This is a genomic window from Tenuifilum sp. 4138str (assembly GCF_041102575.1).
Lineage (GTDB): Bacteria > Bacteroidota > Bacteroidia > Bacteroidales > Tenuifilaceae > Tenuifilum > Tenuifilum osseticum.
Genome location: NZ_JBGCUE010000005.1, coordinates 130,933 through 148,770, shown reverse-complemented (window position 1 = coordinate 148,770; position 17,838 = coordinate 130,933). Strand labels below are relative to the sequence as shown.

At 43.5% G+C, this 17,838-nt stretch carries 13 protein-coding genes; 5 read left to right on the top strand and 8 right to left on the bottom strand.

Annotation, left to right across the window (positions count from 1 at the left end):
• Positions 1-715 precede the first annotated feature (715 nt).
• Positions 716-1,885, top strand: a complete 1,170-nt coding sequence (locus AB6811_RS06920; protein WP_369489714.1) for a hypothetical protein — start codon at positions 716-718, stop codon at positions 1,883-1,885.
• A gap of 188 nt (positions 1,886-2,073) precedes the next feature.
• Here the strand turns inward: AB6811_RS06920 and AB6811_RS06915 are convergent, their stop codons facing one another.
• The 6 genes from AB6811_RS06915 to AB6811_RS06890 form a co-directional block, all read right to left on the bottom strand.
• A complete protein-coding gene (locus AB6811_RS06915; protein WP_369489713.1) occupies positions 2,074-3,087 on the bottom strand; it encodes a dihydroorotate dehydrogenase-like protein in 1,014 nt (337 codons plus the stop codon).
• A 27-nt stretch (positions 3,088-3,114) separates the two neighbouring features.
• On the bottom strand, positions 3,115-4,149 hold the full coding sequence (locus tag AB6811_RS06910) for a serine hydrolase domain-containing protein (protein ID WP_369489712.1): 1,035 nt from the start codon (positions 4,147-4,149) through the stop codon (positions 3,115-3,117).
• Positions 4,150-4,285: 136 nt separating this feature from the next.
• A complete protein-coding gene (locus AB6811_RS06905; protein WP_369489711.1) occupies positions 4,286-5,461 on the bottom strand; it encodes a MalY/PatB family protein in 1,176 nt (391 codons plus the stop codon).
• Between the two features lie 10 nt (positions 5,462-5,471).
• Positions 5,472-7,922 carry a DUF5686 and carboxypeptidase-like regulatory domain-containing protein gene (locus AB6811_RS06900; protein WP_369489710.1) on the bottom strand — a complete coding sequence of 817 codons (2,451 nt, stop codon included), beginning with the start codon at positions 7,920-7,922 and terminating at the stop codon, positions 5,472-5,474.
• A gap of 2 nt (positions 7,923-7,924) precedes the next feature.
• A complete protein-coding gene (gene tatC / locus AB6811_RS06895; RefSeq protein WP_369489709.1) occupies positions 7,925-8,713 on the bottom strand; it encodes a twin-arginine translocase subunit TatC in 789 nt (262 codons plus the stop codon).
• A gap of 16 nt (positions 8,714-8,729) precedes the next feature.
• Positions 8,730-9,692, bottom strand: a complete 963-nt coding sequence (locus AB6811_RS06890) for a KpsF/GutQ family sugar-phosphate isomerase (RefSeq protein WP_369489708.1) — start codon at positions 9,690-9,692, stop codon at positions 8,730-8,732.
• A 169-nt stretch (positions 9,693-9,861) separates the two neighbouring features.
• Here AB6811_RS06890 and recQ point away from each other — a divergent pair, with 169 nt between their 5' ends.
• The 4 genes from recQ (at position 9,862) to AB6811_RS06870 (ending at position 15,156) form a co-directional block, all read left to right on the top strand.
• Positions 9,862-12,066 (top strand): DNA helicase RecQ, encoded by a 2,205-nt coding sequence (gene recQ, locus AB6811_RS06885; RefSeq protein WP_369489707.1) that lies wholly within the window; start codon positions 9,862-9,864, stop codon positions 12,064-12,066.
• Between the two features lie 18 nt (positions 12,067-12,084).
• The gene (locus AB6811_RS06880) at positions 12,085-12,975 is read left to right on the top strand and encodes an ABC transporter ATP-binding protein (protein WP_369489706.1); all 891 of its coding nucleotides are present in this window, start codon (positions 12,085-12,087) and stop codon (positions 12,973-12,975) included.
• Between the two features lie 11 nt (positions 12,976-12,986).
• On the top strand, positions 12,987-13,802 hold the full coding sequence (locus tag AB6811_RS06875; protein ID WP_369489705.1) for an ABC-2 transporter permease: 816 nt from the start codon (positions 12,987-12,989) through the stop codon (positions 13,800-13,802).
• A 352-nt stretch (positions 13,803-14,154) separates the two neighbouring features.
• Positions 14,155-15,156 (top strand): alpha/beta hydrolase family protein, encoded by a 1,002-nt coding sequence (locus AB6811_RS06870; RefSeq protein WP_369489756.1) that lies wholly within the window; start codon positions 14,155-14,157, stop codon positions 15,154-15,156.
• 29 nt (positions 15,157-15,185) lie between these two features.
• On the opposite strand, the gene AB6811_RS06865 is transcribed toward AB6811_RS06870, so the two are convergent.
• Positions 15,186-16,409 carry an alkaline phosphatase family protein gene (locus tag AB6811_RS06865; RefSeq protein ID WP_369489704.1) on the bottom strand — a complete coding sequence of 408 codons (1,224 nt, stop codon included), beginning with the start codon at positions 16,407-16,409 and terminating at the stop codon, positions 15,186-15,188.
• 44 nt (positions 16,410-16,453) lie between these two features.
• Positions 16,454-17,815, bottom strand: coding sequence for a deoxyribodipyrimidine photo-lyase (locus AB6811_RS06860; RefSeq protein ID WP_369489703.1), 1,362 nt, complete (start codon positions 17,813-17,815; stop codon positions 16,454-16,456).
• Between the last annotated feature and the right edge of the window lie 23 nt (positions 17,816-17,838).

Here is a 17,838-nt window from a genome sequence, read left to right as displayed (position 1 = left end):
CGCCCCATCGCTGCACTTCGCTACTTTTGGCATTTCCTTACAGGTTCTCTGCCGTTTCGCTTGGCATTGCAGCGCTGGTTCTCCTGTTCCTTACCAGAGCCCAGACAGGGTTCTTGCCACATTAATGCCGTGGAGCGCATAACCAGTAGTCAGGTCTCCGTTATGCTCGGTCTCTCGGGGTCGCTCCCCCCTCGATTTTGCTCCAGCAAAGGTTATTTTCGACACGTCGATAGTGGATCACTTGCATTCAACTCCCCTGCCCTCACCATGCAAGCGGTAATCGTACAACTGACCACGCTTGCTTTGACCATGTCGCTCAGCACCGATGCTCTTTACACCAGCACCACATGGCGGTTTGACAAATACGCCTGAACGCCTTTGCCGATAGTTCGCCTGTTGGTTGGGCGTTGGAGTAATTCAGCCAGTCAGTTCGCTCGACCTCCGCAATTATCCAATGCCCTTACATCCAGGGTCTATCATCTCTGATAAAGTTGTTGTTACCATCTCAAAGAACTTTTGTATCTTAGTACCCTGTGGTAACTCAGGACACACAACTATTGCCAACACGCAGTTGCTTTCACTGGGGCTAATGATGCAGATGCAGAATTTTTACTACCTTTAACTAACTTTTTAACGGCGGATAACGCCGCTGGCGGTTAACTCCCCAGCGTAAGCAACAGCCGACCGTTGGGCGTAATTTTATTAAGACAGAGACATGAGTTTTGACATTGAAAAATATAAGCAAACTGCTTTAAAAATATTAACACCTATAAAACCAGCCGACAAGAATACGTTAGCAAAAGATAATTTTTTGTTTACTGCTGAACGTAGTAATGCAGGACGAGGTCTTTCAGAATACTTTTTAGTCTATTTCTTGTTTAACAATTTATTGGGTTTCAAAAATTTAGGGAAGTCTGAGAAAATTGCATGGTCATTTCCAATTGACTATAAAGGCAAAGCTTTTTTAATTGAATATAGAAAATTTGGTGTTGGAGTATTCGTTCAAGACAAAGACAAAGATGAGGTTGAAGCGGAAGAGATAGTTAAGAAAGTCAACGGAGCTATAAAAAGTATTAGACCTTTTTACGACTACTTAGCAGAAGAAGCAGTAAAAAAATCAGAATTTAATATTGTAAATAACAACCAAAGACTTTACGACAGGTTTCTGTATTTAAAATCATTGTATAAGAAAGAGAGGAAAAAGTATCTAAAGAATAAAGACAAAATAAAGACAGAGACAAAAGAGTTTGAATATGGCAAAAGCACTTCATATGTAAATCTCGGATTTCAATATCATCAGAATTCTAATTGGCTTGCAATTTCTTGCATTGAGGCTTTCTTTAGTTGGACGGAGCATTTGTTTATTCATTTAGCAGTTATTGCTGAAAATATGTCAAATGGAGAAGATATTGCGAATCTTATTGAAGGAGAGTGGAAAACAAAATTTAAAGCTGCAATAAAAAATAACTCTAAAGAGGCGAACAAATTTTATGACGAACTTTTAATTGTAAGACAGCAGTTAAGAAATTATGTTGCACATGGGGCATTTGGAAAGAATGGCAATGCTTTTTATTTTCATTCAGGAACAGGGGCTGTTCCAGTTCTCATGAATCATAAAAAACAAAAAAACAGGTTTTCATTACACGGCTATTTAACATTCAATGAAGAAGAAGTGATAAAGTTGATTGAAGACTTTGTGAAATTTCTTTGGAAAGGTTCACTTAAGCCAGCAATGTATTATACTCAAGGGTGTGCATTACCAACAATATTGACTCTTGCAGGTAATGGAACATATGCAACCGCAACGACAGACATTAAAACTATGAGAGAATTTTCAGACCATTTAATGAGGGAAATTGACAATGCTGCTAACATGGACTGGTAGAAAAACCAAGCTTAACAGCCGTTTTGCAAAAGCGGGGTTTTCGTGCTTCTATGACAGTGAGGTTCTAAATTCAAGCTTTGTGCATCTAATGAAGTTTAGTGCTAAAAAACCCGCCTGCGGCAAACCGAAAACCATTAATACAAAAAGCCGGCATCCCAGGCCGGCTTTCATTTTTATAGAATTTCTATTTACTTCAGGGCATTGGTCTTAATAATATCGTTGGAGCGGAGCAGGATATCTACATACTGGGCACGGCGGTATGCAAATGGATCGTGTAGGTTCTTTTTGGCCAGCTTTCCCCTAAAATCGTCAATGGACTTATACCCCTTTTTGTTCATCCAGCCTTCAATTTGGGCGAGCATCTCGGTAATGTGGTCAATGCCATTCCTGTAAAGCGTACTAACAACCTGGAAAGTATCGGCACCAGCCAGAATCATCTTAACGGCATCGTTACCATTCATAATGCCGGTGGCAGCACATATATCGGCAGCAATATTGCCGTAAAGCAATCCGGTAAACCGCAAGGGTAACCTGTGGTCGGAGGAGTCGCTGAGGATAATGGTTTGTACCAGCTCCTCCTTATCGATATCGATATCGGGTTGAAATAGCCTGTTGAACAGAACAAAGCCATCTACTTCGGTCTCGTCGAACCGCCGAATAACATCCAATGGGTTGGTATAGAATGGGCTAAGCTTAACGCTAATAGGAATTTTAATTTTTTCTTTTACGCTTTGCAGCACCTCAACCTGCGATTGGATGATTGTTTTTCCCTCAACCTCAAAATCCTTGGGGGTGGTGTAAAAGTTCAGTTCAAGGGCATCGACACCGGTATCGGCAATGGCTTGAGCATACTCAGCCCATGTATCGGGGTGCATGGCGTTAAGACTACCAATAACCGGAATTCCAAGCGTTTCCTTTGCTTTTTTAAGCTTGGCCAGATGTTCGGCCGGTCCTGCATGCTTAAGGGTTGGAAATAGCTTAACCATTTCGGCATGGCGCTCGTTGTACTCCTCAAGCTCATTCTCCAGCTCCAGCTCCTCAAGCTGGATTTGTTCCTCAAAAAGCGATTTAAAAACAACGGCACCCGCTCCAGCCTTCTCAATGGCCTTCAGGGTATCGATGTTTGACGTGAGCGACGATGCACCCACTATCAGCGGGTTCCGCAGCTCTATTCCTAGATAATTAGTTTTGAGTTTTGACATAACGATTGGTATTAGGGATTACTTTTTTCAAATTGAGGTTGCAATTGTTCTGGCAATATCAATAACCGGTTTAGGCCAGTGGTAATCGGAAAAGTTTTGCGCGTTTATTGCAATAACTATCTCTTTTTCCGGAACAACAAACACGTACTGGTCGCCGTAGCCTGCCGCATAGTACATTAAAGGCTCGCCGGTTTGATGCTCAACCCACCAGTGTAGCCCATATCCAGTACTTTCATTAAATACTGATTGAATGGTTATGGAATTGTTTATCCAGTTAGCTGAAACTATCTGCATGTTCCTGTACCTTCCGTTGTTGAGCATCAATAGGCCAATCTTGGCCATATCGAGGGTGGTTAGGGATATCCCTCCCCATGCAGGGAATGGATTATTGGGGTATTCATCCCAACGGTATTGGTCAATGCCTAACGGTTTAAAGATATTTTCCACAACAAACTGGTTGAATGGCATGCCACTAACCCTGCTTACCACCTCAGCAATTACCTGCGACGATAGGCTGTTATAGTTAAACTTTACACCCGCCAAGGTATCGACAGGCAGGTTAAAAAAATGGTCAATCCAATTCGCTTTACTTTCCAAAAGGGCTATCAGGCTGTTCGACGCATAGTTGTATGGGAAAAACCATTCATCCCACTTTAATCCGGTGGTTTGGTTAAGCAAATGTTTTAGAGTGATATTTTTCCTGGCCGGATACTCATTGAACTGCTTGTTATATTCAGGAAAATACTTAACAATCGGCTCATCAACTGAGGGTATTAAACCCCTATCGATACAAATTCCTAAGGCTAGTGATGTGATGCTTTTGGTGACTGAGCTAATCTGATTTAGGCTATTTCTGCTGTTAAAACCATAGTATTGCTCAAAAATGGGTTTACCTCTCATGTTAAGCACAACTACGCCGCTTACCTTGCCGTAAAGCTCTTGCCTAATCTGTTCATTCAGCTCCACAATTTTAGATGATAGTCTTGTAATATCAGTAATACCGGCAAGTCCATCCCCTAACGATGAAATAAAAAGTAGTATCGATATAAATACAATCCGCATATAAGTTCCGTTTACAGTATAAATATATTCAAAAAAAGGGATAAAGGCAAGAGGATTTACATCATAAACCGATGTAAACGCCTTTTGGTTCAATGAAACGATTAAATATTTTTAACTCTGATTAACGGTTGGCCTGCTACTCTATGTATCGTGCTATTTTAGCAAGCCTTTTTAAAGCCAACTCAATGGTTTGATTTGGGCAAGCTATATTGATTCGTTGAAAGCCCTTTCCCTCCGCACCATACTCAGTTCCCGGGCTAAAACCCAACCCGGCCTCATGTACTAAAAGCCTATTTAGCTGGTCATCGGTTAGGTTGGTGTTACGGAAATCGGCCCAAACAAGGTATGTGGCATCGGGTTTACGAATCTTAACCCTGCCATACTTAGCAAGCCCCTCGCTGAGCAGTTCCCAGTTTGAGTTGAGATGTTGCATGAGTCCGCTTAGCCACTCCTCTCCTTGCGGTGTAAATGCCGCTTTTAATGTCTCAAACCCAAAAATATTTCCCATACCTGCTCCGCTTGCCTCCAGCTCAGCTGCAAACCTTGCCTTGAGCTCAGGGTTAGGAATAATAACAAAGCCGCTGGCTAGCCCTGCAAGGTTAAAATTTTTGCTCATTGATGCAAACGTAACAGTAATGCTGGCAAGCTGCTCCGATAACGAAGCGATTGAGAAATGCTTTTTACCATCAAAAACCAAATCGGAGTGTATCTCGTCCGATACAATAATCAGGTTGTGCTTGATACAGATTTCACCAAGTTTGAGGAGTTCCTCCTTGCTCCAAAGCTTTCCAACCGGGTTATGGGGATTGGATAGGATTAGCATCTTGGCACCCTGTGAGGCTTGCTTTTCAAGCAAATCGTAATTGAAGGTGTATTCACTATCGTTCTCAACCAAGGGGTTGAAAGCAAGTTCCCTTCCATTACCTGTTACGGTTGTAAAAAATGGACGATAAACCGGTGGCTGAATGATTACTTTATCGCCTGGGCTTGTGAACGCCCTTATAGCGTGACTTAATCCTGAAACCACACCGGGGCAAAAATCAATCCATTCCGCTTTTAAATCCCAGCTGTGGCGATGCTTATACCACCAAGCTATTGCATTATGGTATTCGGTATCGCGGAAGGTGTAACCCAAAACAGGATGGTTTAACCTTTCGCGGATAGCATCAATAATAAAATCAGGGGTTGGAATATCCATATCGGCTACCCACATGGGTATAACGTCGGGGTTTCCAAAAATAGCCTGCCTTAAATCGTACTTCACACACGATGTGTTTTCCCTGCTGATGAACCGATTGAAATCAAAAGCCATGCTTAAAGATTTAGAAGATGATTTGCAAACCTACCCGAACCCCAAAGGGCTGGATATTTGGATTATCCAAATGGGTAAGGCGCCAAAGGGCGTCGACCCGTATTACCTTGAAAATATTTTCAACACCCACACTTACCTCCATGTAAGGTTTTGAAACCTCACCCAAGCCTGCCGGGAATTGAAGAACCTGCATGTTCTGGTTGCTAATGCTCCCAATCAAGTACTTGGCAGTAGCCACCTCGCGCCATTTTAACCTCCGGAGTATCGGGAAATGGTTAAGGAATATCCCCTGAAAATGGTGCTCATAGTAAAGGCTTACATACTGGTCGGAAGCAAACTCGTAGTAGTTCATCATGTTAAAGGCATACCGGTCAAATGCATAGGTCTCGTTACCCTCATGAAGCTGAAGCAGAGGGTAAGGTACTTTCCCGAAAATTTTGCCTGCATCAAGAATAAATCGGGCATATCCAATGGGGTTGACATTGAATTTATGGTAGTAGTTCAAGTGCAACTTCCAGAAATCGTAGTCGGATCCGGCAAAACCTTTAATTGACCTGGTTATATCAAAGTTCACTTCCGGCCAATTGCTGCCAAGGCTAACTTTCTCAAACTCGCCCGAAACATAGCGTTCATCTTTAATCCAACGGGTATTTAGGGTGAATGTGGCATTGGTAATGCTTTTTAAATCGTTACCTCCTAAAACAGGCGTGAACGGTATAAACTCAGTGGGGTAAATGGTACGGTGGCTAAAAGTGAGCTTATTGGATAGGCCAACAAACCACTCTTTCTCATAGTAAGCCGTAAAGTCCTTTACAAGGGTCAGCTTATTGTTAGGGTTTCGCCTTAGGAATGACGTAAGAATGTTATCCTCCGTGAGCGCATAGGGGCTTTGCCCCAGCTGTTCAATATCGCTTCTGTAGCTTACACCAACTGCTTCACGTGGGTTTTTATTAATCATGTAAAGTGAGCCCACCCCCCACTTAAAGCGCTCATCCTTATCGCCGTATGCCAAAAAGGCATCGAACATAATCTTTTTACTAAACTTATTGCTTGTTCGGCCCGAAACCTTAAACCGGTTCCCTTCAATCTCGTTGAAGCTATAGGTTTGGTAGTATGGCCCTATTTCCCAGTAACCAACCGTATAGTAGTAGTTTACAAACATATCGATAATGTCGATAAATGTTTTGTACATTGGAACCTGCTGTATGGAATCGACCATTTGGTAAATTCCTGCCTCGCGTGGGGTAAGCTCAAACGGGCGAGCCTGATCCCAAAACTCGTCCTTCTGGTCAAGCGCCCCCTCCTCTACTTTCAGGTTGGTGGGCATTTCAGCAACTTCCGTGGGAAAGTCTGCATTTAGCTTAACATCGCTGTACGATATTGTTTTATGGCCAAAGAAACCGGTTGTTTTATCGGTTAGGTTGAAATCGACAAAAAGGGTCATTTGCTTTGGGAACCAAAGGGTATCGTTAAGCGGCATGAACTCAGCAGTAGCCACCATATCGTTCACAAAGTTCAGGTTCACCATATCCGATAACCTAATCTGGGCTTTAACAATAGCCCATGTGCTATCGTTTACCCAGAAATCGCCCGTAAAGGTTGGTTCCATTTTGCGGCGGGGACGGAACGAAATCTGGTAGCACCAACGGTTATCAATATACATGCTGTCCAGCAGAATGTACTTATAGAAAAGCATCCCAGAGTTTGAAATAGGGCTCACCAGCCCCTGGTCAAAAATGTTGATGTAGTTATCGTAAATATTAACGCTTTGGTATATTTTGCCTGTAAACTGCGCTACGCTCTCGTTGTTAACACCCGACATTTTAGTAGCCCTGATGATTTCCTTTTCCATCTTTGGATTAGCGCGGTAGTAGTAATCCGATAACGACTCGGTAATGAATATTGGCAGGTAAGTTTTACCGGTTACCGCATTGGTATCAACATAGTCCCATATAAACTGAAACTGGTTAAATACCTTGCGTTTCTTAATATCCTCATCAATATTATTGATATCAACCTGAATCTTATTATAGTTTTTACAGCTATAGCTAAAATTTGCAGGATTGTTTTTATCCTTGTTCGCGATGATATTCCGGATAATGCGATTTGCCTGGCTCTCGCCCGGTTTAACTACCACTGCCTCAAGCTCAATGGCTTCTGGCTCCAGGTTTACCGATACCTCCTGGTAAACACCCTTTTTAACCCTAAGCATTGCGGGTTTATAACCCACAAAAGAAACTATAAGTGTATCGGTTGCTGTGCGCGACTCAAGAAAAAATTCGCCTTTTTCGGATGTAATGGTACCCTGGGTGGTGTTCTTGAATGTAACATTAACGTATGGCAAAGGCTCGTTAGTTTGAGCATCAAAAACCTTGCCTCTAATCTTGGTTATTTGACCTTGACCGAGAGCAAAATTAGAGCAAAAAAATGCTATAAATAATACTGTTAAAAGGCGTTTCATAGCTAATCCTTAGTTTTAGCCCATTTTGTAGCAAAAATGCTTACCTCGTAAAGCAACCATAGCGGCACAGCTACAATTATCATACTAAATACATCGGGCGGTGTAATAATGGCAGCCAATGAAAGTAACACAACAATAGCTATGAGCCTGTTTCGCTTTAAAACTTCAATCTCAATTATATGCCATTTAGTCAGGTAGAAAACTACTAAAGGCAATTCAAAACTTAACCCCATTGCAAAAACAGTTTGCGTAACTGTTCTAATGAACGATTGAACGGTTATTTGGTTCGCAATTGATTCGCTCAAGCTGTAATTTGCCAGGAAATGAACGGCTATGGGTGCTATAATAAAGTAGCCAAATGCCACACCAGTAATGAAAAGAACTATGCTGTATATTAAAAATTTTATGGAAATCTTTCGTTCCTTATCCTTTAAGGCAGGTAGAATAAACCTTGCAATGGCTGTTACGCTATAAGGTGCAGTAAGTATTGCTCCTCCAAAAATAGCCAGCCTGATATGCAGAGTAAATTGTCCGGCCAGTTCAATGTTGGTAAAACTTAGCCTATGGCTATTGATGCACAAATCGGGTGAGTTTAGAATGCTAGACAGTTTGCATAACCATTGGTTTGTGATAAAGTTGGGGTCACTAACCTGCGTAAGTAGCTCAAGAAGTTTATCGCCAAAAAGAAAGGCAACCACACTTGCCAGCACCACAGCCACAACTACTTTAAGCAAAACCAATCGTAGTTCCGCCAGGTGCTCAAGAATGGTCATCTCCGACCTGCTTTTCATGGCAATAAAGGATAGGTTAAACTATACCCTCGCGCAGTATATCGTGAATGTGAATAACTCCCAAGTATCTATCATTCTCCATTACTAAAAGCTGGGTTATTTTGTGCTGCTCCATCAGGTGGAAGGCATTAATGGCCAACTCATGCGGGTCGATAGTTTTGGGCGTTCTGGACATAATATCCTTGGCGGTTAGCCCCTCAATGGTAGCGTTGTTCTGGAGCATACGACGCAGGTCGCCATCGGTTATTATACCCATGAGCTTTTCGTTATCGTCCAGTACAGCTGTAGCGCCAAGTCTTTTCGACGAAATTTCAATAATAACTGAAGGTATTGGGTCGTTTGGGTGAACCCTCGGCACATTATTCTGCGAGAAGATGTCGGAAACCCTCATGTAAAGCTTTTTCCCAAGCGAGCCTCCGGGATGAAAACGGGCAAAATCGGCAGGAGTAAAACCACGTAGCTTTAAAAGGCATACAGCCAAAGCATCGCCAATTACCAGCTGAGCAGTGGTGCTCGATGTGGGAGCAAGGTTATTGGGGCAGGCTTCGCGCTCTACGGTTGCCCGCAAAACATAGTCGGCCTTTTGGGCCAAATACGAATCTGTATTTGAAACAATGGCAACTACTTTATTCCCTAAATTCTTTATTAAAGGTACAAGTACTTTGATTTCTGGGGTGTTTCCACTCTTTGACAGGCAAATGATAATATCGTCGGGTTGGATAATTCCTAAATCGCCATGGATGGCATCGGCAGCATGCATGAAAATGGCCGGAGTGCCAGTAGAGTTAAGGGTCGCAACTATTTTGCTTGCTATTATGGCGCTTTTGCCTATACCGGTAACAATAACCCTACCTTTTCCGTTAAATATTTCGTTAACCGTTTGCTCAAAGTTATCGTCAATGTACTCTGCAAGTTTCTCAATAGCAGCAGCTTCGGACTTAATGGTTTCAACAGCCAGACTTTTTATTTGTGAGTTCATTGTAAGTCAATTTTTACTACTTTTGTAATCCTTTGTTAAAAGACGCTAAACTAAACCTTAATTTAAATTTAATAGTATATCTTAGAGCAAAAGTATTGTTTTTTTATTTGATTGTTTAAACAAACCTATTAACAAAAGTTAAATACCTACCCAGAGGGAACGCAAGGAAATGAAAGTTGATGCATCGGAAATCTCGTTAAAAGAGTACCTGAACAAGTATTTCGGGTTTACCACCTTCAAAGGTAACCAGGAGGCTATCATTAGGAATGTTCTTGCCGGAAACGACACCTTTGTACTTATGCCTACAGGCGGAGGTAAATCGTTATGCTACCAGCTTCCGGCACTTATACTGGATGGTACGGCCATAATCATATCGCCACTCATCGCCCTGATGAAGAATCAGGTAGATAATATGCGTAGCTTTGTGGTTGAAGATGGTGTAGCGCATTTTCTTAACTCATCGCTAAACAAGGCGCAGATACAGAAGGTAAAAGACGATATAATGGCAGGAACCACCAAGATGCTTTACGTGGCTCCCGAGTCGCTCACCAAGGAGGAGAATGTTCAATTCCTCCGTCAGGTAAAAATATCGTTCTATGCCATTGACGAGGCTCACTGTATCTCGGAATGGGGGCACGATTTTAGACCAGAATACCGCCGTATTCGTCCCATTATTAACGAGATAGGCCAAGCCCCATTAATTGCCCTAACTGCCACAGCAACACCAAAGGTTCAGCACGATATTCAAAAGAACCTGGGCATGCTGAATGCCACGGTTTTCAAATCGTCGTTCAACAGGCCAAACCTGTACTATGAGGTACGCCCCAAGGTTAACGCCGTTAAGGAGATAATCAAGTACATCAAGAATAACCCAGGAAAATCGGGTATTATATACTGCCTTAGCCGCAAAAAGGTTGAGGAGATGGCTGAGGTGCTCAAGGTTAACGGTATAAAGGCACTCCCCTACCATGCCGGTATGGATGCCAGCACCCGTTCCGAGAACCAGGATAAATTCCTGATGGAAGAGGTTGATGTTATTGTGGCTACCATTGCCTTTGGAATGGGTATCGATAAGCCAGATGTTCGATTTGTTATCCACTACGATATACCCAAAAGCCTTGAGGGTTACTACCAGGAAACCGGCCGCGCCGGTCGCGACGGCGGCGAGGGACAATGTATCACCTTTTACAGCTACAAGGATATCCAGAAGCTGGAAAAGTTCATGCAGGGTAAACCGGTATCGGAACAGGAAATAGGCAAACAGCTACTGCTCGAAACCGTATCGTACGCCGAGTCGTCGATGTGTCGCCGCAAAACCTTGCTAAACTACTTTGGCGAGGAGTTCACTGAGGATAATTGCAACTCATGCGATAACTGCCTTAACCCCAAAACCCAGTTCGATGGGCAGGATGAGCTTCAAATGGTTCTGGAAACCATACTTGCCGTTAACCAAAAGTTCAAGGCTGACCATATAGTAAACATCCTTACCGGGAATGTTACCGCTGCCGTTAAATCGTATAAGCATAACCAGCTCGACACCTTTGGCGAAGGGACTGACAAAGACCCCATGTTCTGGAACTCCATAATCCGCCAAGCCTTGGTAATGAAATACATCGATAAGGACATTGAGAACTACGGTTTGCTAATGGTTACCCAAAAGGGTAAGGATTTCCTTGAGAAACCTCAGGAGGTAATGTTTACCCTTGACCAACGCTACGAGGAAGGCGACGACGACGAGGCCATTGGGCTATCGCCCGACAAGGCTGGAGGTGGAGCCGCCGACGATGAGCTGCTGAACATGCTCAAGGAGCTCCGCAAGAAAATGGCCAAGAAGCTAAACCTTCCGCCATTCGTAATTTTCCAAGACCCTTCGCTGGAGGATATGGCTATTCAATACCCAATTACAATTGATGAACTACAGAACATATCGGGTGTTGGAGCGGGTAAAGCGCGACGTTTCGGTAAGGAATTTGTTGAGCTTATTAAGGCATACGTTGAGGAAAAGGAAATTATCCGTCCTCAGGATATGGTTGTAAAATCGGTGGCAAACAAATCGCTCCTGAAGGTATTCATCATCCAAAGCATCGACCGCAAAATGGATTTTGAGGATATTGCTGAGGCTAAGAACCTAGAGATGGACGAACTGCTCACTGAGATTGAGGCCATTGTAAATTCCGGAACACGCATCAATATCGACTACTACATCAACAAAGTAATTGACGAGGATAAGCAGGAGGAGATTTTCGACTACTTCCGTAACGAGGCTCAGACCGAAAGTATTGAGGAAGCAATGGCTGCCCTTGGCGATGATGACATCACCGAGGAGGAAATCCGGTTGATGCGTATCAAGTTCATGTCGGAAATGGGTAACTAACCCAATTCCCAAGTGGGTATGCATGCACTACTGTCAATAAACAATCTAACCAAGAACTACGGAACAACCGAAGCGCTTTGTAACTTCACGCTCGAGGTTGTTGAAGGTCAGGTACTGGGAATTCTTGGCCCTAATGGTAGCGGTAAAACTACACTACTATCGATATTGATGGGCTTACGATACCCAACCTCAGGCCACTTTACATGGTTTAACACCCCACCAAACCATGTTCCAACCACCAGGATTGGCGCTCTTATTGAGGTACCCACATTCTACCCTTACCTTTCCCTTTACGATAATATGCGTATCAGCGCACTGGCTAAGAATATCAGCTATAATGCGATTTTCCCTGCCATTGAGCGGGTTGGCCTAACCCCCAACCTAAAAGCAAAGGTTGCAACCTTCTCACTTGGAATGAAGCAACGCATGGCTATTGCACAAGCCTTGCTGGGTAACCCAAAAATTATTGTCCTTGATGAACCCACAAACGGCTTAGACCCCGAGGGGATTGTTGAGGTTCGGAACCTAATTAAAGAGCTAAATGCCGGAGGCACATCCATCATAGTTGCAAGCCACAACCTCGATGAGGTTCAACGTACCTGTACTCACGTGGCAATACTTAAAAAAGGTCACCTGCAAGCCTTTGGTGGGGTCAACGAACTGCTCACATCGGCCAAGGTGGCAATTGTTGAGGTTCGGAATCCTGAAAATCTGATTGATTTCCTTAACAGCAACCCCACTATTGAGGTTATTGAAAGAGTGGGTAATTCATTCAAATTACTTGTAAATAAAAGCGAGCATCAGGTAACCTTTATAACCGATTTTCAAAATCACGGAATAGCAGTTAACTCTTTCGAAATCCGCAACCTAAACCTTGAGGAGCTATTTATTACATTAGTTCGAAAGTAAAAAAACAGCCTATGATACGAGCAGTAAAAGCGGAGCTAATTAAAACCCTTGGTTATGCAACCTTTTGGGTACTAATTTCGCTCCATGCCATCCTTTTCCTGCTGGTTCTAACAATTGCTAACAAGGCAACACTCAACTTCAATGGAGTAGAATCCAATATATTACTCTCAAAGCCCTACACATGGGGTACAGTTGCCTGGTTAGCCAGCTGGTTTAACCTTATATTAGCCCTTTTATTCATTATTCTCTGCGGTAACGATTTTCTGTTTGGCACTTACCGGCGCGGTTTACTCGATGGCTTTAGCCGCAATAACCTGTTTAAGGCAAAGCTATCGCTTCTAATGCTAATTGCCATTTACGTGGTTGTTCTGGTAACGCTAATTGCGCTTTTTGCAACCCCTGTGCTAAGCTCTTGGGAAAACCTTTTAACCGGCTACGGTTACATTCTGGTACTTTTCATTCAAATGCTTGGCTACTTTTCCATAGCGCTTTTAATAATTGTACTTACCAGAAATATTGCCCTTACCATTATAGTTTACCTGCTTTACTTTGCGTTAATTGAACCTATTATTCGCCTATTTCTACCCGACTCAGCAGCTCAGTTTTTACCTGTTAAGATAATTTCAAATCTCACCCCAATGCCCGATTTCTTGGGCATTATGGCCAAGCAGTTCAGCCAAACCGACTCAATAGATGCAAACACCCTGAACACCATTGATGCCATAAATAACAGCACATCGCTCACACAGAATATTGTGGTTGCTTGCCTGTATATCGCTATCTTTATTGTACTATCCTACTTTACATTTAAAAGAAAAGATTTTTAAAGGTAAAAGTACCGACACGCGAAGGGAGATTCAGGGTTTCAATCACTCACTTTCCTTCAGTCTTACTAAAACACCAAATTAGGTTCATTCTGATTCATTACGAGTTACTAAGAGTCATACCAAGTCATTCCACCACAATCCCGTTTTACGGCTAACGCTTCACGAACCTATATTTTGTTACCTTCTCCCCTTTCTATTCTTCTTGCCCATTTCATAAATTTTCCTATCTTTACTAAACCTTTTAACCACTTATGCATCAATATAAAAAAATGCTATGAAACGATATTTTTTCACATTAGTCCTGGCTATAGCAGTATTTCCATTGGCTGCACAAACCGAGCAAAACCTTGATATGAAGGTTGATAAGCTATTAAGAGAAAACGAGGAATTGAACCATAGAATAGATATTCTTGAGAAACAGATTGACGATGTGCTATGGTTTAACCGCCTTGGCGATGTTGCGTTTATTGACAAAGTCTTTATATACGGCCCACCACCAGCACATATCCGAAACCCTGAGCAAACCGGTGCAAAAAATCCCTTGAAATTTTGGACCTATGTTTTTATACCCCGTAACATTGACCCATCGAAAAAATACCCGCTTATAGTGCTGCCACATGGGGGCGTTCATGCCGATTTTACCACATATCACACCCACATAGTCCGCGAAATGATAGCCCAGGGATACATTGTGGTTGCACCCGAATACCGTGGCAGCACAGGCTATGGCCAATCGTTCTGGCGACAAATTGATTATGGCGGGTTGGAAAACGAGGATGTTTTTGCCAGCCGTAACTATATGGTTGAGAACTACGACTTTGTGGATGGAAACCGTGTAGGAATTGTGGGCTGGAGCCATGGGGGTATGATTGCCCTGCACAATATATTTGACCATCCCGATAGCTACGCTTGCGCCTTTGCCGGTGTGCCTGTATCGGACATGATACTGCGCTATGGCTATGCCGAGGATGAATACCGTAGGCTCTACGATGCCGATTACCACATTGGAAAAACTCCCCGGGAGGATATAAATGAGTACCGTCGTCGCTCACCTGCATGGCAGGCCCACAAGCTAAAAACCCCACTGCTCATTCATACCAACACCAACGATGATGATGTTTACGTAATTGAGGTGGAATCGCTCATTAAATCGCTTAAAGCTGAGGGGAAAAAATTTGAGTACGAAATATTCCAGGATATGCCCGGCGGCCACTCATTCGATAGGATTGATACAAAGGCTGCACGCCAAATCAGGGTGAAAATTTATAAGTTCCTGGCGCAGTACCTTAACCCGCCTAAACCCATAAAATCGGTTGAGGATATTAATAGAGCAGCGTATTTGCCTATAAAGTAAAAAAGAAGGGTGTTTTTCACACCCTTTTTTTATTTTAGCATTCCCGCAACTTCCTCCATACTCCCATCGGTATTAGCAGGGTTTAGCCCCAAAATATGGGCTAATATGGTGTAAACATTTACATTCAGGAACGACGGGTGAACATAACCGTTTTTGAAGGCGGGGCCTTTGGCATAGAATATCCCTTGCATGTCAGGAATTAGGTTATCGTAACCATGGGTGCCGCCGGAATAGCTATCCTTATCGTCGCTCCAGGTTACACTCCAGCCTAGCTCTGCCTCAACCAGAATATCGTTTACCCGTGGATTACTTCCATATACGTAGCGTTTGGGTATCTCGTTTCGCTCCCAAACCTTTAGGTGAGGAATTGATTTTAGCTTGGTAAGGACAGCCTGGTAATGTTCAGGTTGTGGTTGAAGGGTATAAACCGGGTTTCCGCCTGAAATGTACTTGAAATTCTGCTTATCGAGGTAATCGGAAAGGTTAACCACCTTTTGGGACGAAATAGCAGCCATGCCATGATCGGAAAGAATAATTATGTTGAGTTTCCCTGCTATTGGTAATTCCGAAAGACGGTTTAGGAAGTACCCTATTAGGCTATCGAGCTGTTCAACAACCTTTCGGGTTTGGGGCGAAACAGGGCCGTAATCGTGGCTAACCCAGTCGGGTTCGTGGTAGTAAAAAGTAACCAGTCGGGGGCGTTGCTCAACAGGTAGCGTGAACCATTTTAGTACCGTATCGACCCTTTGGGTAAAAGGGACCTTTTGGGCATAGCGTTTCCAGTATGTTGGTTGAATGCCCTGAATAGGAGCCTCGGAACCAACCCAGTAAAACGATGCAGTTTTAACGCCCTGCTTTTCAGCGGTCACCCAAATTGGCTCACCACCGTAAAATTTACCATTTTCAACACTTTTCCTATCGCCAAGCCTGTAGTATCCCAATTCCGGGTCATAGAATGAGTTGTTCACTATACCATGGTGGTCGGGGTGCAATCCGGTTGCTATGCTGTAGTGGTTAGGAAAGGTTTTTGATGGGTAGCAGCTAATGAGCGACTGGGCCCTAACGCCGCTCTGCCCAAAAGCATCGATATTGGGCGTGCTGTAAATATTGGGGTAGTCCCACCTGAATCCATCAAGGGAGATGAGTAAAACGTAGCTATCGGGAGATACTTTATCCTGTGCCCTTAGCGTGTTGCTAAAAACTAATAGGATACCTGATGCAATAATCGGGATAATGGCAAAAAATCGTTTCATAGGAATTGTGGTTTATAGTTAAACACCTTCAAGCTACAAAAGGTTTAACCAAGATTCATCATGATATACTTTTCAACGTCGAACTTACGTTTACAGCCCTCAAAGTTCATGTAGCGTATTTTGCCGAAAATTGGCCTTTCAGGCCAAGCCCTGTCGTGCACCCCTCCAATTGACCATGCAATTCCCGTATAACCATTGGGGTCGCGGCCGTCGAGGCTGTACTTATCGTTCAGGTAAATGGCAAAACGCATGGCTTCCTCAGGGCAGGTAGTCCACTCCAATATCTTTTTAGCCCAGTACATACGCATGTAGCCATGCATTTTCCCTTTATTTACCAGCTGCAGTTGCGCAGCATTCCAAAGTGGATCGTGCGTGTGAGCAATTTCAAATTCGTTTAGGGTATAGAGGTATTCCCTAACATCGAAACGGTGAATGCGGTGCGATTCCTTAGCCCAATCGGGAAATCCGGCAAATCGGGAATAACCCGGATTGTAAAAACAGAAATTATCGGAGAGTTCACGCCTAACAATCAACTCCTCCAGTAATGCCTGCTTATCGGCTTCAGGCACGGGTGCCTTTAGCACCTCAATGGCAACTCGCTGGGCCGATATCTGGCCAAAATGCAAATATGGCGATAGGTTCGATTGCCACTCGAGAGTGGGGTCGTTACGTTTTTCGGCATAGCCCTTTAGCCTGAGCGAAATAAATTCGGAGAGCATTGCGTGGGCAGCGTTCTCGCCGGCCTCAAAAGCCTTAACAGGCTTAACCTCATCGGAAACATTGAGCCAAACCAGCACCTCGTGCCAACGTGTAAGATGGAGATTAGGTTCCGATTTACACTGCAACTTTACATCTGGGAAATCGGTCAGGAAGGTTGATAGGTGTTTCTTTATCTTAGGTCGAAGGGTGTACGCCCCAAACTCCAATTTAGGCGAAGCATACCAACAGGGAACCACATTGTGAGCATCAACCTCATGATGGGGTATGGTTATACGCTGGTTAAGCTGCGATTTCCAATCGCGTTTAACCCAAAGCGGGTCAAAATCACTTACAATAAGCGAAGCCTCAACCCTTTCGGCAAATTCCCAAAGCTGTTCAGCGGGTTCGCCTCTAAGAAGGTTGAAAGGGATTCCCTCAAGGGCAAGGCTTTTTTCAACCTCCGCAAGGCCTTTGAGCATGAAATCGTAATGACGGAGATTGGCAGCAGGGAATGCCGGGGTAAGGGTAAATACAACCCGGAGGGGAACCTTATGCTCATTTGCCTTTAGCTTGGCATAAATAAGCGCCCAGTTATCGGCAACGCGTTGGTCGCGCGACATCCAGTAGATAACCGGGCCCTTCCCTTTTACCTCGCCCACCTTAAGTTCCCTTACCCTATGTTTATTAAAGCTATCCCTGTGGAACATCAATTTACAGGTTTAAGGTAAAA

Excerpts from the sequence above, each read along its gene's own strand:
- AB6811_RS06920 (WP_369489714.1), top strand. The coding sequence starts at position 716 with ATGAGTTTTGACATTGAAAAATATAAGCAAACTGCTTTAAAAATATTA.
- AB6811_RS06915 (WP_369489713.1), bottom strand. The coding sequence starts at position 3,087 with ATGTCAAAACTCAAAACTAATTATCTAGGAATAGAGCTGCGGAACCCG.
- AB6811_RS06910 (WP_369489712.1), bottom strand. The coding sequence starts at position 4,149 with ATGCGGATTGTATTTATATCGATACTACTTTTTATTTCATCGTTAGGG.
- AB6811_RS06905 (WP_369489711.1), bottom strand. The coding sequence starts at position 5,461 with ATGGCTTTTGATTTCAATCGGTTCATCAGCAGGGAAAACACATCGTGT.
- AB6811_RS06900 (WP_369489710.1), bottom strand. The coding sequence starts at position 7,922 with ATGAAACGCCTTTTAACAGTATTATTTATAGCATTTTTTTGCTCTAAT.
- tatC (WP_369489709.1), bottom strand. The coding sequence starts at position 8,713 with ATGAAAAGCAGGTCGGAGATGACCATTCTTGAGCACCTGGCGGAACTA.
- AB6811_RS06890 (WP_369489708.1), bottom strand. The coding sequence starts at position 9,692 with ATGAACTCACAAATAAAAAGTCTGGCTGTTGAAACCATTAAGTCCGAA.
- recQ (WP_369489707.1), top strand. The coding sequence starts at position 9,862 with ATGAAAGTTGATGCATCGGAAATCTCGTTAAAAGAGTACCTGAACAAG.
- AB6811_RS06880 (WP_369489706.1), top strand. The coding sequence starts at position 12,085 with ATGCATGCACTACTGTCAATAAACAATCTAACCAAGAACTACGGAACA.
- AB6811_RS06875 (WP_369489705.1), top strand. The coding sequence starts at position 12,987 with ATGATACGAGCAGTAAAAGCGGAGCTAATTAAAACCCTTGGTTATGCA.
- AB6811_RS06870 (WP_369489756.1), top strand. The coding sequence starts at position 14,155 with ATGAAGGTTGATAAGCTATTAAGAGAAAACGAGGAATTGAACCATAGA.
- AB6811_RS06865 (WP_369489704.1), bottom strand. The coding sequence starts at position 16,409 with ATGAAACGATTTTTTGCCATTATCCCGATTATTGCATCAGGTATCCTA.
- AB6811_RS06860 (WP_369489703.1), bottom strand. The coding sequence starts at position 17,815 with ATGTTCCACAGGGATAGCTTTAATAAACATAGGGTAAGGGAACTTAAG.